Below are 15,995 nucleotides of genomic sequence, written 5' to 3' on the forward strand. Positions count from 1 at the left end.
GCGTACGAGGGCCGGCGGGCCGTGTGCTGCTCGTGCCGGTCAGGCGGTGCGAGCGTCTGCCGTGCCTGCGGCATCCGTCGCGTGCGTCGCATCCGCTGCGTCTGTCGCGGGAGCGGTCGCGGCCCGGTCGTCCTTGCCGGCCTCGACCTCGGCCAGGTCGCGGTGCCGGGTCTCCGTGGCCACGCCCACCGCGATCAGGGTCAGGACGACCGCCGCGATCACATACAGGGCGATCGGGGTCGAGCTGCCGTAGTCGGCCAGCAGGGTGGTGGCGATCAGCGGGGCCGGGGCGCCCGCCGCGACCGAGGCGAACTGGGCGCCGATGGAAGCGCCGGAGTAGCGCATCCGGGTCGCGAACATCTCGGAGAAGAAGGCGGCTTGGGGTGCGTACATCGCGCCGTGCAGGACCAGGCCGACGGTCACGGCGAGGACGAGGTTGCCGAAGTCTCCGGTGTCGATCAGCGAGAAGAACGGGAACATCCACAGCCCGATGCCCACCGCACCGAGCAGATACACGGGCCGGCGCCCGATCCGGTCCGACAGGGCGCCCCAGGCCGGGATGACGGCGAAGTGCACGGCGGAGGCGATGAGTACGGAGTTCAGCGCCGTCTGCCGGGAGACGCCGGCCGAGGAGGTGGCGTAGACGAGGATGAAGGCGGTGATCACGTAGTAGCTGATGTTCTCCGCCATGCGGGCGCCCATCGCGACGAGTATGTCGCGCCAGTGGTGGCGCAGTACGGAGACGAGCGGGAGTTGTTCGGGGTCGGTGCTTCGGGCCGTTGTCCGGGCGGCGGCTTTGCGGGCCTCCGCCTGGGCCAACGCCCCCTGAAACACGGGGGATTCATCGACAGACAGACGAATCCACAAACCGACGGCGACCAGGACACCGGAGAGCAGGAACGGGATGCGCCAGCCCCAGTTGCCGAAGGCCTCGTCCGACAGGACGGCGGTGAGCAGGGACAGCACTCCCGTCGCGAGCAACTGCCCTGCGGGCGCGCCGGTTTGGGGCCACGACGCCCAGAATCCGCGCCGGCGTGCGTCCCCGTGCTCCGAAACCAGCAGTACGGCTCCGCCCCACTCGCCGCCGAGTGCGAAGCCCTGCACCAGGCGCAGCGCGGTGAGCAGGACCGGCGCCGCCGCTCCCACGGTCGCGTGGGTCGGCAGCAGCCCGATCGCGAAGGTCGCCCCGCCCATCAGCACCAGGCTCAGCACCAGCAGCTTCTTGCGGCCGAGCCGGTCGCCGTAGTGCCCGAAGACGAGGGCGCCGAGCGGGCGGGCCGCGAAACCCACGGCGTAGGTCAGGAAGGAGAGCAGGGTGCCGACGAGCGGATCGGAGTCGGGGAAGAACAGCTTGTTGAAGACGAGCGCGGCCGCGGAGCCGTAGAGGAAGAAGTCGTACCACTCGATGGTGGTGCCGATGAGGCTGGCGGCGACGACTCGTTTGAGATTGGTCGGGGGTGGGGGAGCGGTGGGTGCGGAGGCCATGTGCGCCACTTCCTTGTGTGCCGTGGGGACGGGTACGTGATGGCACACGGTAGGAAGGGGCACGTCAGCGGCACATGTGGTGGGACACCATAGTTCTGGGTCGCGTAGTGCGTGCGGCAACTATGAGTTGAGGGACATCAAGGCAGGATCGAGTCGATGTATCCACCGTCGACGCGCAGGGCTCCGCCCGTTGTCGCCGAAGCCTGGTCGGAGCTGAGGTAGACGACCATGTGGGCGATCTCATCGGGCTCGATCAGCCGTTGCAGGAGGGACTGCGGCCGGTGCTTCCGCATGAACTCGCGCTGGGCCTCGTCCCAGGGCAGGTCGCGGTCGACGAGTTCGTAGACGAAGTCCTCGACGCCGCCGGTGTGGGTGGGGCCGGCGATGACCGAGTTGACCGTCACCCCTGTGCCCGCCGCCTGCTTCGCGAAGCCGCGGCCGACGGCGAGGAGCGCGGTCTTGGACATGCCGTAGTGGATCATCTCGGCCGGGATGACGACCGCCGAGTCGCTGGCGATGTACTGGATCCGGCCCCAGCCGCGCTCCGTCATGCCCGGCAGATACATCCGGGTCAGCCGGACCGCGGCCAGCACGTTCACCTCGAAATAGCGCCGCCACTCCTCGTCGCTGATCTCCAACGGGTCGGCGGAGCCGAAGATGCCCAGGTTGTTGACGAGGATGTCCAGCTCCGGCAGCGCGTCGAGCACGCGCTGAGCGCCCTCCTCGTTCGCGACGTCGGCGGCCACGGGAACGAAGTCCGCGCCGGGCACCTCCGCCGCGAGCCGTGCCACGCCCTCCGCGACGCGCTGCTCGTCCCGGCCGTTCACCCCGACACGGGCGCCGGAGCGCGCGAGTTCGGCGGCGATCGCCGCGCCGATGCCCTGCGTCGAGCCCGTCACCAGGGCGGTGCGTCCCGTCAGATCGATGTGCATGTGGAACCAGTCCTCTTGTGCGTCCGCGTGTCTGCCTGTCTGTGCGTCTGTCCGTCGTGCGTGTCGGTATGTCTGCGGCCAGCCTGGCGGCAGGGCGATCGGGCCGCCACTTCGGCCGATGCGGACGGGCGCGGCCTGTGCTGGTCGCCGGGTGGCCTGGATCGCAGCGGGCCGGCGCGCCGGAAGGCGGACCTCGTTGCCCAGGAACAGTGAAAGTCCGGGCTCCCTTGGTGAGCCTCTCCGTACCCCCGCGCGTAGCCAGTGCAGTGCCAGCGGCGATCCCGTGGGCCCACCGATCGTCGACGGACAGGAACGGATGGACTCAATGATGAGATCTGGGACCGCGACGCGACGCGACGCCCGCTCGACCGTCCCGCTCGCTCAGCAGACTCGGGCGCGCTGGGCGTGGCGCTGGCCCTCGGCGCGTTGCTGGCGTCGGGCGCGACAATGACCCTTGCCGCTCCGGCAGTTGCCGCGACGGGTGACGTCAAGTGCCCGTCCACGGACTGCGTGCGGATCGCGCCGGCTGCCGGTTCCCCGGTCGCCATCGCCATCGCCATCGCCTCCGACAATGCCGGCGCGGTGTATCTGGCGTACTCGGGAGGTGATCCGCTCAAGCTCGACCTGGCCAGCGGAGCGCTCGACACGGTCACCACCGGTCTGGGGAACCTCCGGGGAGTGGCCGTCGCCGACGGCAGCGCGTACATCACCAGCTTCGACGGCACACTTCAGCAAGTCACCCTCGCCACGGGCAGTCGCCGTACGGTGGCCGCCGAGAGGGTGAGGTCGATCGAGGGACTGCGCGTCGCCGATGCCTCGGTCGTGCCGTCATCGTGTCGGCGCCCACCGACGCGACGGTCCTTGCCATCGCCGAACGAGCGGCTCACCTCATGACCGGTTCCTGAGGCGTGCCCAGTCGTGGTGCCGGAGCGGGCTGAAAGGCTTTGTCGGGGGTACTCGGCTTTCTGCGGCACCCAGGAGTGCCGCTTCCCGAGGGAAAGAGGAACCCGTGTACATAGGTCTGGGTACCGTCGTCGTCATCATTGTCATCGTCGCTGTCGTCATGATGCTGCGCCGCGGCTGATCCGAGCCCCGCGTATCGCACGACCAGCCATAACCACAGCCCGCCCTGGATTCCCCTTTGTGGATCCCCGGGCGGGCGTGGTCACGATCGGCAGCGAACGCCTCTCGCCCTACGGCGTGGCCGTGGACGGACTCGCGCTGCGCGGCGGATCCGTCGGTGGTGTGTCCGCCGAGCTGTGGTCGGGGGAGAACCAGGCCAGGCCGACCAGCAGGGCCGCGAGGAAGACCACCACGGCGGCGACGGTGCCCACCGTCTTCGATCGGCGTACGGCGACGCCGCGGCCTCCCGTTCGTTGCCGGCGTCGTGTCCGGTGGGCCGGAGCGGTGCTGCTGACGGCGACGGCGGACGGGAAGGCGTACGTGGTCACAGAGCCAGAACCGGGGCCAGAGCCGGTGCCCGGGCCGGAACGGGGGGCCGCGTTCCTCCTGGGCTCCGCGACTGGATCCCAGGCGGTCACGCGTGGTTCCGGCTCGGGGCGCGGCGCGGCTGCCGGGAGGGGCTCGGGACGCCCTCTCCAGGCGCCGGAGGCGAACCACTCGGCTACCTGGCGCGCCGTAGGACGGTCCTCGGGTCGCTTGGCGAGGAGACCGAGCAAATAGTTCTCGAAGGCGGGCGGGAGCCCGACGCCGAGTTCACGTGGTGGTACCGGGGGCGTGTCGAGGTGGTGGTGGAGGACGGCGATGGCGCTGTTGGCGCGGAACGGCGGTTGTCCGGTGAGGAGTTGGTAGAGCACGCAGCCGAGCGAGTAGACGTCGGACGGCGGCCCGGCAGACTGGCCGAGGGCGCGCTCGGGGGCGATGTACAGGCTGGTCCCGACGATCTGGCCGGTCGCGGTGAGCGCGCCACTCGGGTCGTTCATGAAGTGCGCGATGCCGAAGTCGGCGATCTTCACGGACCCGTCGGCGTCGAGGAGAAGGTTGCCGGGCTTGATGTCCCGGTGCACGATGCCCTGTTCGTGTGCCGCGCTGAGTCCGGCGGCCGACTGGGCGGCGATATGGGCCGCGTGCTCGGCCGGCAGGGTGCCCGCCTGGGCGAGCACATGGGAGAGGCTGTCTCCCTCGACGAGCTCCATCACCAGGTACAGACGGCCCTCCTGCTCGCCGAAGTCGAGGACGCCGACCACATGGGGGTGGCTGAGCCGGCCCGCGGTCTGGGCCTCCAGGCGGAAGCGGGCGGTGGCGGTGGGCTCGGAGTTCTGGGAGTGCAGGAGCTTGACGGCGACCGGTCTGCCGCCCATCTCGTCGTACGCCTGCCAGACCTCGCCCATCGCGCCGCGTCCGATGGTGGTGTTCAGCCGGTACCGGCCCGCTATCAGCACCTGTTGCTTCATCCTCACGCAGTGGAACGACTCGACTGCTGCAGGCCATGTCCCTTTGAGGGAAGGGGTGTTGGTGGGGTGGCGCAGCTGTCACAGCCTACTGGCGGACCGGCCGCGACCGACCGCCATACTGCCGAGCTCCTTCTCCGTGAATGTTCGACCTCGGGGTCCGCTGGTAAAATGGGTGAACGCTTCGACGCTGCCGGGGTCCGTACCGAGGGGTACGGACCCCGGTGCCGTTGCGGGCATCGGACTGAGGAAGGTTCCCCATGAACGCGAAGCCGTCGGCCGCCGGACACTCCCGTGCCCGCGAGCACGGGTCGGCGGTAGCGCCGCAGGTGGTGCCGGCCGCTTCCTTCGGCGCGCTCGGACTGCCGCCCGAGCTGGTCGAGACGATGACCGGTCTCGGGGTGACGGAACCGTTCCCGATCCAGGCGGCGACGCTGCCCGACGCGCTGGCCGGGCGCGATGTGCTCGGCCGGGCGCGGACCGGTTCCGGCAAGACACTGGCTTTCGGGCTCGCGCTGCTGGTACGGCTCGCGGGACGGCGGGCGGAGTCGAAGCGACCGCTCGCCCTGGTCCTGGTGCCGACTCGCGAGCTCGCACAGCAGGTGAGCGACGCGCTGGCGCCGTACGCGCAGACGATGGGGGTGCGGCTGGCGACGGTGGTCGGCGGGCTGTCGATCAACCGGCAGCAGGCACTGCTGCGGACGGGCGTCGAGGTGGTCGTCGCGACGCCGGGGCGGCTGGGCGACCTGGTGTCGCGCCGGGACTGCCTCCTGAACCACGTGCGGATCACCGTGCTGGACGAGGCGGACCAGATGTGTGACCTGGGGTTCCTGCCGCAGGTCTCGGAGATCCTGGGGCAGATCCCTTCCGACGGGCAGCGGCTGCTGTTCTCGGCCACGCTCGACCATGACGTCGACCAGCTGGTCAAGGACCATCTTCACGACCCGGTTCTCGCGTCGGTCGACCGGGCCTCGGGCTCGGTCACGACGATGGAACACCACGTGCTGAACATCCACGCCGCCGACAAGTACGCGACGGCGACCGAGATCGCCGCACGGGACGGCCGGGTGCTGATGTTCCTGGACACCAAGGCCGCGGTGGACCAGTTCACCCGTCACCTGCGGGCCAGCGGCGTACGGGCGTCCGCCCTGCACAGCGGGAAGTCGCAGCCCCAACGCACGCACACGCTCGGCCAGTTCAAGGACGGTGAGATCACCGTGCTGGTCGCCACCAACGTCGCCGCTCGGGGCATCCACATCGACGCCCTCGACCTTGTCGTCAACGTCGACCCGCCGGCCGACGCCAAGGACTACCTGCACCGCAGCGGGCGTACGGCGCGCGCCGGCGAGTCCGGGAGCGTGGTCACCCTGGTCACCCCCAACCAGCGGCGCGATGTGAACCGGATGATGTCCGACGCCGGTATCCGGCCGACCGTCACACAGGTCCGCTCGGGCGAGGAGAAGCTGACCGCCATCACCGGCGCCAAACGCCCGCCGACCGGGACGAAGGCCGGCGGCGGCAACGCTCCCTTCCGAGGCATGGGCACCCGCCCGGGCCGTCCCACCAAGGAGTCCCGCAAATCCGCCGAGGCCCGCAAGGCCGCGGAAGCCCGCGCGGCGGCGAGGGTACGCAAGAGCCGCTGACCCCTGCGGAGTTCGCTCGCCCCCGCCCTTGCGGGACGACTACTGCTTCTGCTCCGCGGGAGCGTCACGTGAAGCGGAATCGCCATGTGAAGCCGCATCGCCATCTGAAGTGGCACGGCCGCGGAGTGTGACGAGAGCCAGCAGCGCGGAGCACAGTGCGGCCGTGCCGCAGACGACGAAGCCGATCGAGTAGCCGTGGCCGAGGGCGTCCAGGGCGAGCGGATGCAGGTCGGCCAGCTTCGGCGAGGCCGCCGAGGCGCCGTTCACCGCCAGTGGGCCGCCTTCTTCCAGTACGGCCGTGCCCGCGCCCTTCAGTGCCTGCGGCAGGGCGGAGCCGTGCAGGGAGTCGGAGAAGCTGCTGGCCGCGCGGCTCAGGGCGACGGCGCCGATGACGGCCGGGCCGAGGGTGAAGCCGAAGTCCCGGAGCAGGTTGGTGGTGGCGCTCGCCATGCCGGCCAGGTGGGTCGGCACGGTGTTGACGGCCGTCGCGGTGATCGAGGTGACGGTGACCGAGAAGCCCAGGCCGACCAGACCGAGCGGCACGATCAGCGAGGTGAACGCGGTGTCGGTGATCGGCAGCGTGGCCGCCCAGTAGTCGCCCGCCGCGATCAACAGCAGCCCGGAGCCCAGCAGTAGACCCGGTGCGACCGTTCGCAGCAGCCGTTCGGTCAGGGGCAGCATCGCCAAGGTGATGCCGTTGAGCAGGACGAATGCCAGACCCGTCCGCATCGGGGCCTGGTCCTGCACCGGGCCGAGCCTGATGCTGACGGAGTAGGCGGTGCCCAGGAAGGCGAACATGCCCACCACGGCCACGACCGAGGCCACCGCGAAGGCACGGTTGGCGAACAGATCCAGGCGCAGGAGCGGGGACTTGGCGCGTTTCTCGGCCAGGACGAAGGCGGCGAGGAACACGGCCGCCAGGACGAAGGCGATGACGATCGAGGGCGAGGCCCAGCCGTCCGTCGGGCCCTGGATGATGGCGTAGAGGAGAGCGAACAGGCCGAGGCCGATGGTGAGTTGGCCCGCTATGTCGAGCGAACGGCCTTCGGGGGCGCTGGAGTTGACGACGAACAGGGCGCTGACGGCGGCGCTCGCCGCGGCGATGGCGGTGACCACGACGAACGACCAACGCCACGAGCCGTAGGTGGCCGTGACGCCGCCGAGCAGCGGGGCGAGGAACCCGCCGGTGGAGAGCAGGGCCGCCCACATCGCGATGACCCGGGCGCGCTGCGCGGGCGAGGTGGTGCCGGCGGCCAGGATGGCCAGCGAGGTCGGGAACAGGGCGGCGGCGCCGAGGCCCGCGAGGGCTTGCCCGGCCCAGAGTTGGTGGACGCCGGAGGCGGTGGCGCTGACCAACTCGCCCACGGCCAGCAGCGAAGCGCCGCCGACCAGCAGTCGTTTACGGCCGAAGAGGTCGCCGAGCAGGCCGAAGGTCAGCTCCAGAACGGCGACCGGGAGCAGGAACGCGTCGGAGATCCAGGTGAGTTGGGAGCCGACCGGGTGCAGGTCGGACTGGAACAGCCCGTTGAGAGTGGCCGGTATGGCCAGGCCGATCTGGGCGAGGCAGACGGCGAGAAGACCGGCGACCAGGGTGCCGGTGGTCAGACCGGGGCCGGTGGCGGTCCTGGTGGAGGGTTCGGTCGTCATTGACACGGAGGGCTCCTGAGGCGCGCGAGCTGGGGACGGGGAAAGGATCGAGGAGAGCCGGGGAGAGGGTCGGGGAGAGAGCCGGGGGGAGAACGCTTCGGGATCAGCGGGTACCGGTCAGACGGCTCGGCCGGTAGTCGGTGAAGGCGGCGCCGTCGAGGCCCAACTCGTCTGCGCTGCGCTGGAGTTGGGCTGCGGTGGCGGCGTCGCCCCAGTGCCGGGTGTCCAGCCGCTGTTCCACGGCGTGCAGACCGGCGACCACTTCGGCGGTGGTGAAGTTGCAGTGGCTCTGGCGGGACACGTAGGCCTGGCGCAGAAGTGGGGCGTCGCCGGCCGCGCGCACCCGCCCGGCGAACGCCGACTCCTGTTCCACGGGCACCAGTTGGTCGGCGGTGGTGTGGAGGTCCAGCAGCGGCACGGCCAGGCTCTGCCCGGCGGTCGAGGTCCGCTTCAGACGGGCCACCGCGGCCGGGTCGGCGGTGATGTCCGCGTCGCGCGTGAGCCGGTTCAGGTCGGTACGCAGGTCGAGCCCCGCGTCACGGTAGAGCGCCTCGACCTGCTTGACGTGGGCGGACTCGTGCAGCAGCCCGGCATAGTCGACGCCCCTGTTCCAGGACGTGTTGCCGCCGGCGGACTGCTCCACCGACCAGCGCGCCGGGACGATGAACGAGAGCAGCCCCTGAGCCAGCCATGCGTACTGCTGCTGCTCCTGGCCCGCGAAGTCGCCGCGCGCGGGAGGCAGTTGGCCGGGAGCCCAGTCGGCCAGGTTGAGGTAGGCGCCGGCCAGGGCGATCCGGGCGCGGCCCGCTGCGGTCTGTTGCGCCGTCTCCACGGCCGTCGTGAGCCGGGCGGCGAGGGCGGCGCCGTCGGTCTGGTTGCCCAGGTTCACGAGCTTGTCTGCGTCGGCGGGGTCGAAGAACGTGGCCAGGGTGTACTCGGCGTCCAGCTGGTAGTTGTCCAGATCGACGCCGCCCGCGACCAGGCCGCACAGGCCGAGCGCGCCGTCGACGCGGCCCGCGCCGTCCCGGGCGATCTGGGCGTTGACCAGGCCGCCCATGGACTGGCCCACCGAGATGACCCGGGTCGGTGTGCCGACCTGCCGGCGGAAGGCGGTGAGCGCGGCGAACTGGTCCCGCTCCGCCGAATCGAGCGCCCACATCGAGCCGTTGGGGTTGTAGGAGGACCCGGCCAGGGCGTAACCGGCGTCGAGCAAAGCCTGGCTCGCGGCGGGCGACGGGGCGTCGGCGGCGCTGGTCGGTCCGAAGCCGTGGCTGAACAGCAGCAGGGTGCCGTTCCACTGCTCGGGTGTGTCCGCGATCCAGGTGGCGCCGTCGGTCAGCGTGCCGGAGTAGTGGCCGGCGCCGGCGGCGTGGGCGCCGGTCGCCGGGCCGATCAGGGCGGTCGCGAGGGCGGTCGCGCAGGCGGCGGCGAGGGTCGAGAGACGGGGTCGGGGCATCACGGCGGCTCCGCGAGTCGAGTGGGGACCGATTGGGGGAGCGTGCTGGACGTGCGAGTTGGAAGAGCGAGAGTTGGAAGAGCGGTGCGAATGTAGGGCTCTTTTTTCATGGCCGTCAATAGAGTGACCAATATTGAGGCAGACGGATCCGCGCGTGGACCCGTGGACCCGGGTGTGGATCAGTCGAGCGTCAGGGTGTCCAACAGGCGTGCGGCCGCGCGCGCCGCCGGGCGGTCCCAGCGGCTGGCCAGCCCGCGGAAGACGGTCTCCGCCTGCGCGGCGGGCCAGTCTGCGGGAAGGTGCTCGGCGGGCAGATGCGGGTCCCGTCGTACGAGATCCAACCAGTCGGTGTGCATCAGGAGTTGACCCGCGAGGTCGTCGCCGGAGGCGGCTGCCGGCAGGGGGTCGGTGCGGTCCCAGCGGTCCAGGAACGCCCGGTACCGTGCGCCGATCGCCGGCACGTCGAACGCCTGCTCAAGCACCTCGCGGACGTCGGTCGGCGACTCCACCTCCGCGCGGAACACCCGCAGATACGGTTCCAGACCGAGCCCGGCCACCATCTCGCGGACGTCGACGGGCGCCGGGGCCACCCACAGGCCGTTCTGCAGCGGGCCGAAGCCCGCCCAGATCAGGCGTGAGCGCAGATCGTGCCGTTCGCGGCTCCACGCCTCGGGCAGCGAGAAGCCCACCATCGTCCAACGCCCGTCCCAGTCCCGGTTCACCGCACCGGTCTGCCAGATACGGTCCCTGCCGTCCGTCAGCACCTGCACGGCGTGCGGCGTCAGTGCGAAGTACGTCTTGCGGCCCTGGCGGCGACGCTCCAGCAGATCGCGTTTGACCATGCGGTTCAGGGTGGTCCGCACCGCTTCCTCGGTACTCCCCACCCTCCCGAGAGCGGCGATCACACTGCCCGACGACACGGCGACGGGCCGCCCCAGCACGTGAGCGCCGAAGAAGGTCAGCATCAGGGACTGGGTGCGCGGCTCGGGACCGCTCTCGGCGGCGGGTGCGGCGGCGACGTCGACACTGGTCACGGGCACAGCGTAGGCCCGGGGCGGGGGTGGGGAGCCTCTGTTCCGTTAACTGTGTCGTGTCTGTAACGGCAATCGGATATCAGCCGAGGGTTGAGTGCCGGGAGGCAGCCACCTTCTACGCGGGAGCTGCTGTGCCCGGTGAACGGTGGCGTAGTCATCGCGACTCAGAGGGCGAACGCCTCCGTCAGGCGCAGGCTGTAACCGTCCTCTTCCATCAGGACGACCGTGACGCCGAACGGGGAGGGGTGGTCCAGTTCGAGGGGAGTGAAGGCGTAGTCGACCGCTGCCTGGACGGGCGGTACCAGTGTGCCGTCGGGCTGGGGAGTCGGGGCCGGCTGCCAGTGGGGTTCGATCGACGACGAGCTCTCGGGGGTGTCGGCCAGGGCGCCTTCGGTGTACGGGAATTGGTGGAGCGTGTGGCCGTCCTTCGTGGCGTGCACCATGTTGAGGCAGGGGGACGGGCCGTCGGCGGGGAGCTCGCAGGTGGTGGCGACGTCCTGCGTTTCCCAGGCGAGCACGATTTCATCGGCGCCGGCTGCCGCGGCGATGTTCGACAGCGACGCGATCGCCGTGAGCGCGTCCTCGCCGGACTTGACCGGGCGGAGCCAGATCAGGCCGACCAACTGGCCGCGTACGAGCGGCATGATGACCGGGCGAGGCACGGCGCCTTCACTCAGACCCGCGACGTACGCGCTCTTCATCGACTCCGTCAGAGCATCGAACGTACCCGTGTCCATGAACTCCCCATCCGCAGCGGCTGTGTGGCGTCCATTCTGCCCCTGTCGCGGAGTGCGAAAGGTCGCTCCTCAGAGTGAAAGAGGCCCCGGCTGGACGGGGGAGACCAGCCGGGGCCGTACGTGGTGGCGTGCGGAGGGCGGTCGCCTCTCGGCGAGGGGCTCCATGGGGCTTCAGCCGGACGATCGTCCCCATGGGCTATAGGTGAGGCCCGGGGACACTGTCCCCTCCGCAGCCACGTGTAGATGAACGGGCGACCCGCCCCAGTTGTTCCCGCTCATGTCCCGTCGGGGACTGTGAGCTGCGGAACACCCCACGTTGAACACCCCACGTTGAACACCTCTCGCTGGACACCCCACGCTGAACACCCCCTGCGGCAGGCCTCAGTTGAGGTACTCCGCGATCAGGGTCGCGAACTCGTCGGGGGTGGCGAGGCGGATGCCGAGGGTTTCGGCCTTGGCCCGCTTCGATCCCGCGTTCTCGCCGGCCACGACCAGGGTGGTCTTCTTGGAGACGCTGGAGGAGGAACGGCCACCGGCGCGCTCGACGAGTTCGTTCATCTGGTTGCGGCTGAGCTTCTCCAGGGGGCCGGTCATCGCGCCGGTGACGACCACCGTCATCCCGGCCAGCGGCCCGTCGTCGGCCGTACCAGCGGCTTCCGTGCCGTCGGCAGCGGCGTCGTCCGTCGTGGGGGCGGGCGGGGTGGCACCGGGCTCGGTCATGTTGACCCCGGCTGCGGCGAGTTTGTCGATCAGCGGGGCGAGTTCGGCCAGTTCGGCGACGATCGAGGGTGCCTTCTCCGTGCCGATGCCCTCGACCCGCTGCATCGCTTCCGCGTCGGCGGCACGGATGGTGTCCATGGTCGCGAAGTAGCGGGCGATACGGCGGGACATGGAGCGGCCGGTACCGCGCACCCCGAGCGCGCACAACACCCGCGACAGCGGCTGCCCTTTGGCCGTGGTGATCGCCGCGAGAAGGTTGTCGGTGCTGGTCTCGCCCATCCGCTCCAGGCCCAGGAGTTGCTCACGGGTGAGGGCGAACAGGTCGGCGAGATCGGCGACCAGACCGGCGTCGACGAGCTGGACGACGCGGGTGTGACCCAGGCCCTCGATGTCGAGCTGGTCGCGGCCCGTGGCGTAGGAGAGGGCGGCGACCAGGTGGCAGTTGCGGCCCTGTTCGCAGCGCCAGCGCAGTTCGCTGGTGTCGATGCCGGAGCCGCAGCGCGGGCACACCTCGGGGAACACGATGGGCTGTTCGTCGCCGGTGCGCAGATGTGCGACCGGGGCTTCGATGCGGGGGATCACGTCACCGGCGCGATGGACCATGACGTGGTCGCCCAGGCGCAGGTCGCGGCGGGTGATGTCGCCCGGGTTGTGGAGCGTGGCGTAGGTGATGGTGGCGCCGTCGATCTCCACCGGTTCCAGGACCGCGCGCGGGGCGATGATGCCCGTGCGGCCCACGTTCCACTCCACCTCCAGCAGCCGGGTGATCTTCTCCACGGCGGGCAGCTTGTAGGCGATCGCCCAACGCGGGGCCCGCGAGCCCGAACCGGCGGTCCGCTGGTCGGCGGCGAGGTCGGCCTTGATGACGATCCCGTCGATCCCGAACGGCAGTTGGGCCCGCAGCGCCGCGATCTCCTGCACCCGGACCAGCACCTCCTCGACCGTGTCGGCGGTGATGCCGGGCACGGCGGTGGTGGCCGTGGTGTTGACCCCGTAGGCGGCGGCCTGGGTCATGAGGTCGCTGTGCGCGAGCTCGGCCAGCCGTGCCGCGAGCTCGGCCTCGGTGTCGGCGAGGGGGAGCAGGCCGTAGCCGAAGAACGTCATCGGCACCGTGTAGGCGCGCTCCTTGGCGCGCAGGGTGCCTGCGGAGGCGCCGCGTGGGTTGGCGAAGGGCTGGCCGCCGTGCGCCGTGCGGACCTCGTTGCCGTGCTCGAACTGGGCGGTGGTCATGAGGACTTCACCGCGCACCTCGACGGTGACCGGCGCGGACAGCTCCTGCGGCAGGCCCTCGATGGTGCCGATCGCGTGGGTGACGTCCTCCCCGGCCGTCCCGTCGCCGCGGGTGATGAGCCGGGTGAGGCGACCGCGCGTGTAGCGGGCCGCGATCGCCAGGCCGTCCAGCTTCGGCTCCACGCTGAACCGCGTGACCTCGTGGTCGATTCTTCGCGCCAGCGAGGCGGTCCAGGTGGTGAACTCCTCCGGGGAGAACACGTTGTCCAGGCTCAACATCGCCACCGTGTGCGGGACATCGCCCTCCGCCGCGCCGCCGGCCACCTTCCCGGTGGGGGAGTCGGCCTGCACCTCGTCGGGATGGTCGGCCTCCCATGCGGCGATGCCGCGCACCAGCCGGTCGTAGGAGTCGTCGTCCAGCGCGGAGGTGCCGCCGGCGTAGTAGGCGGCCGACGCCTTCACCGCGTCCTCGACCGCCTGCGCGTAGGCGACGGCATCCACGATCACAGCTGCAGGAGTTGTCATGACTCTCATCCTGCCTGCCACCACTGACAATGCCCTGGTCGTACGGGTCGTCGCGCGGCCACGCGACGGCGAGAGCGACACCGGCACGCGGCCTCCCCGTCCACGGGAGCGCGGGCGAGGAGGCCGCGAGGCGTTCGCGTCCCCGTTCAGCCGAGGCCGCGGCTGTACGCCCAGGCGGTCGTGTTCAGGGTGTCCTCGAAACCGGTGAACGGCTCCTGCGGGGTGTACGAGTCGGTGGTGAAGTCGACGTCCACGTCGTCCGCCGTACCGCCGATAGCGTCCGCCCCGATGCCGAGCATCTGGGCGATGTTGCCGCCCTGGTCCATCAGGTTCGCGGTGTCGTCGTACTGGTCGGTGTGCCAGTTGCCGGAGTAGTGCCCTATCTCGTGCGTGATGATGTTGCCGAGTCCCCGGCCGATGAAGCCGATCTTGTCGCTCTGCGGTCCCAGGTAGCTGTTGAGCGAGTTCGGGTTCGGCGCCGCCGCGCTCAGCAGGTCGAGCAGGATGAGGGCGGTGTCCTCGTGACCGTAGTTGCCGGGGTCGATCGAGGACGAGATGCCGATGGTCGGGATGCCGGACTCGGCGATGGTGCCGCCGACGACGACCCGGCTGACGTTGGGCCGGCCGAACGGGTCAGGGTTGTCACGGCTGTTGAGGACCCTGACGGCGAAGTGCGGGTCGGTGCCCTTCGCGGCGAGGTCGGTGGCGATGTTCTCCTTCACCGAGGCCACGACGGCGTCGATGACCTTGTTCTCGTCGGCTGGGCTGAGCCCCCAGCCGGCCAGGAACGCCGACATCGGTGACAGGTCGTGCTGCGCTCCGCCGGCGCCGAAGATCGACGTGTTGACACGAGCACCGTCGAAGTCGAGGAAGAGCGTCTGGACCGTGCCCTTGCGCTCCACCTCGGTTCCCGGGCGGTAGGCCTCCAGTTCGGCACGGTAGGCGCCGACGCCGTTGCTCACGGCCAGGTAGTACCGGCCGGCGCGCGGTGCCACGAGGTCGACCGTGGCGTTGCCGCCGCCGGGCAGGGGCGACGCCGACGCGTAACTCCCGCTCGCGTCAAGGGTCGAGCCCATGAGCTCGGTGCCGGCGGCGTCGTAGAAGGACAGATGGTGTCCGCTGCCGGTGACCGTGGCCCCGACGACGTCGCCGGCCTTCAGACTGACGCCGTAGACGTCCTGGTCCCCGCCCTGCTGGGTGGAGAGCTTGAGGCTGTACGCGCCCTCGGACCCAACGCCGGCGCCACTGGCGGGGTCGTTCGGGTCGGTGGGCGAGCCGATGTTCGGCCCGGACCCGGCCACCATCAGGTAGTAGTCCCCGGTGGTGGGCAGCGCCAGGCTCACGGAAACGTTTCCACTCGACGGGTCGTCGGCCCAGAACACCGTGCCGCCGTTCGCGTCGTAGAGCCGCGCGATCGCGTTGAAGTCGCCCTGGGCGCCCACGTCCACCGTGAGAGGTACGCCGTTAGGTACTCCGGAAACCTTGTCGAAGTCGAAGTCGCCGTGACCGTCACCGGCGCTGCCGTGCGGTCCGTCACCGATGACGCCGGTGGTCTTGAGGGCCTGCCGCGCACCGGACACACCGGTGTCGAAGGCCAGCGGGATGGCCCCGTTGTCCTCCGAACCGGCAGGCAGCGTAGGGATGTTGGGGTCGTCGGCGAGGTCCCCGGCGATGGCGACCGCGGAGTTCTGACGGTCGCCGGTGCCGAAACCGGCGATGCGTTCGGCGGTCGGCAGCGTGTCATTGGCGCCGAGCGTGCCCACGGGTTCCTTCTCGGTGTACGGCGTCGCGGCCACGAGCCCAGCCGTGTTCCGCCGCGCGGCCCGGAGTTTGCCGCGGGCTCCCCGATCCACGTCCGCCTGAAGGAAGTTGACCCTGCCCCGGGCCTCGGCCGGCAGCAGGGCCAGCGACGGATCGAAGGTCAGTCCGCCCGGGCCGGCCGCGCCCTTCTGCGCCAACTGGAGCCCTTCGGTGATCTGTTGGGCGATCCGGTCGGGTCGGTTCTGTTCGGTGCGCTGATCCGCGTGTGCCGGTGAACCGGCGACGGACATGGCCGCGCTGAGCAGGGTGACGGTCAGGATGCCGACTAAGCGGTAGCGGTGAGTGCTTGCGCGCATATGGTCTCCCCTCCGCGGAACCGCGATCGGCGGTCCGGCGGTCCTGTTCGAGCGTTCT

The 15,995-nt window shown here is 70.5% G+C and carries 11 protein-coding genes; 2 read left to right on the plus strand and 9 right to left on the minus strand.

Annotated features, from left to right (window positions below):
• Positions 1 to 39: 39 nt before the first annotated feature.
• Positions 40 to 1,485 carry an MFS transporter gene (locus ACFWP5_RS03060; protein WP_384149316.1) on the minus strand — a complete coding sequence of 482 codons (1,446 nt, stop codon included), beginning with the start codon at positions 1,483 to 1,485 and terminating at the stop codon, positions 40 to 42.
• A gap of 137 nt (positions 1,486 to 1,622) precedes the next feature.
• Positions 1,623 to 2,417, minus strand: a complete 795-nt coding sequence (locus ACFWP5_RS03065) for an SDR family NAD(P)-dependent oxidoreductase (protein WP_384149318.1) — start codon at positions 2,415 to 2,417, stop codon at positions 1,623 to 1,625.
• A gap of 405 nt (positions 2,418 to 2,822) precedes the next feature.
• On the opposite strand from ACFWP5_RS03065, the gene ACFWP5_RS03070 reads away from it, so the two are divergent.
• Positions 2,823 to 3,311 (plus strand): hypothetical protein, encoded by a 489-nt coding sequence (locus tag ACFWP5_RS03070; protein WP_384149320.1) that lies wholly within the window; start codon positions 2,823 to 2,825, stop codon positions 3,309 to 3,311.
• Positions 3,312 to 3,610: 299 nt separating this feature from the next.
• On the opposite strand, the gene ACFWP5_RS03075 is transcribed toward ACFWP5_RS03070, so the two are convergent.
• Positions 3,611 to 4,831 carry a serine/threonine-protein kinase gene (locus ACFWP5_RS03075; RefSeq protein ID WP_384149322.1) on the minus strand — a complete coding sequence of 407 codons (1,221 nt, stop codon included), beginning with the start codon at positions 4,829 to 4,831 and terminating at the stop codon, positions 3,611 to 3,613.
• 257 nt (positions 4,832 to 5,088) lie between these two features.
• Here ACFWP5_RS03075 and ACFWP5_RS03080 point away from each other — a divergent pair, with 257 nt between their 5' ends.
• Positions 5,089 to 6,471, plus strand: a complete 1,383-nt coding sequence (locus tag ACFWP5_RS03080) for a DEAD/DEAH box helicase (protein WP_384149324.1) — start codon at positions 5,089 to 5,091, stop codon at positions 6,469 to 6,471.
• Between the two features lie 39 nt (positions 6,472 to 6,510).
• Here the strand turns inward: ACFWP5_RS03080 and ACFWP5_RS03085 are convergent, their stop codons facing one another.
• From ACFWP5_RS03085 to ACFWP5_RS03110, 6 genes are all read right to left on the minus strand, one after another.
• The gene (locus ACFWP5_RS03085) at positions 6,511 to 8,118 is read right to left on the minus strand and encodes an MFS transporter (RefSeq protein ID WP_384149326.1); all 1,608 of its coding nucleotides are present in this window, start codon (positions 8,116 to 8,118) and stop codon (positions 6,511 to 6,513) included.
• Positions 8,119 to 8,221: 103 nt separating this feature from the next.
• A complete protein-coding gene (locus ACFWP5_RS03090; protein ID WP_384149328.1) occupies positions 8,222 to 9,574 on the minus strand; it encodes an alpha/beta hydrolase in 1,353 nt (450 codons plus the stop codon).
• 179 nt (positions 9,575 to 9,753) lie between these two features.
• The gene (locus tag ACFWP5_RS03095; RefSeq protein ID WP_384149330.1) at positions 9,754 to 10,614 is read right to left on the minus strand and encodes a PaaX family transcriptional regulator C-terminal domain-containing protein; all 861 of its coding nucleotides are present in this window, start codon (positions 10,612 to 10,614) and stop codon (positions 9,754 to 9,756) included.
• 158 nt (positions 10,615 to 10,772) lie between these two features.
• Positions 10,773 to 11,345 (minus strand): hypothetical protein, encoded by a 573-nt coding sequence (locus ACFWP5_RS03100; RefSeq protein ID WP_384149332.1) that lies wholly within the window; start codon positions 11,343 to 11,345, stop codon positions 10,773 to 10,775.
• A gap of 381 nt (positions 11,346 to 11,726) precedes the next feature.
• Positions 11,727 to 13,820 (minus strand): NAD-dependent DNA ligase LigA, encoded by a 2,094-nt coding sequence (ligA, locus tag ACFWP5_RS03105; RefSeq protein ID WP_384149334.1) that lies wholly within the window; start codon positions 13,818 to 13,820, stop codon positions 11,727 to 11,729.
• A gap of 146 nt (positions 13,821 to 13,966) precedes the next feature.
• Positions 13,967 to 15,937 carry a hypothetical protein gene (locus ACFWP5_RS03110; protein WP_384149336.1) on the minus strand — a complete coding sequence of 657 codons (1,971 nt, stop codon included), beginning with the start codon at positions 15,935 to 15,937 and terminating at the stop codon, positions 13,967 to 13,969.
• Positions 15,938 to 15,995 lie beyond the last annotated feature (58 nt).

Source organism: Streptomyces sp. NPDC058469 (assembly GCF_042721125.1).
Classification (GTDB): domain Bacteria; phylum Actinomycetota; class Actinomycetes; order Streptomycetales; family Streptomycetaceae; genus Streptomyces.

Excerpts from the sequence above, each read along its gene's own strand:
- ACFWP5_RS03060 (WP_384149316.1), bottom strand. The coding sequence starts at position 1,485 with ATGGCCTCCGCACCCACCGCTCCCCCACCCCCGACCAATCTCAAACGA.
- ACFWP5_RS03065 (WP_384149318.1), bottom strand. The coding sequence starts at position 2,417 with ATGCACATCGATCTGACGGGACGCACCGCCCTGGTGACGGGCTCGACG.
- ACFWP5_RS03075 (WP_384149322.1), bottom strand. The coding sequence starts at position 4,831 with ATGAAGCAACAGGTGCTGATAGCGGGCCGGTACCGGCTGAACACCACC.
- ACFWP5_RS03080 (WP_384149324.1), top strand. The coding sequence starts at position 5,089 with ATGAACGCGAAGCCGTCGGCCGCCGGACACTCCCGTGCCCGCGAGCAC.
- ACFWP5_RS03085 (WP_384149326.1), bottom strand. The coding sequence starts at position 8,118 with ATGACGACCGAACCCTCCACCAGGACCGCCACCGGCCCCGGTCTGACC.
- ACFWP5_RS03090 (WP_384149328.1), bottom strand. The coding sequence starts at position 9,574 with ATGCCCCGACCCCGTCTCTCGACCCTCGCCGCCGCCTGCGCGACCGCC.
- ACFWP5_RS03100 (WP_384149332.1), bottom strand. The coding sequence starts at position 11,345 with ATGGACACGGGTACGTTCGATGCTCTGACGGAGTCGATGAAGAGCGCG.
- ligA (WP_384149334.1), bottom strand. The coding sequence starts at position 13,820 with ATGACAACTCCTGCAGCTGTGATCGTGGATGCCGTCGCCTACGCGCAG.
- ACFWP5_RS03110 (WP_384149336.1), bottom strand. The coding sequence starts at position 15,937 with ATGCGCGCAAGCACTCACCGCTACCGCTTAGTCGGCATCCTGACCGTC.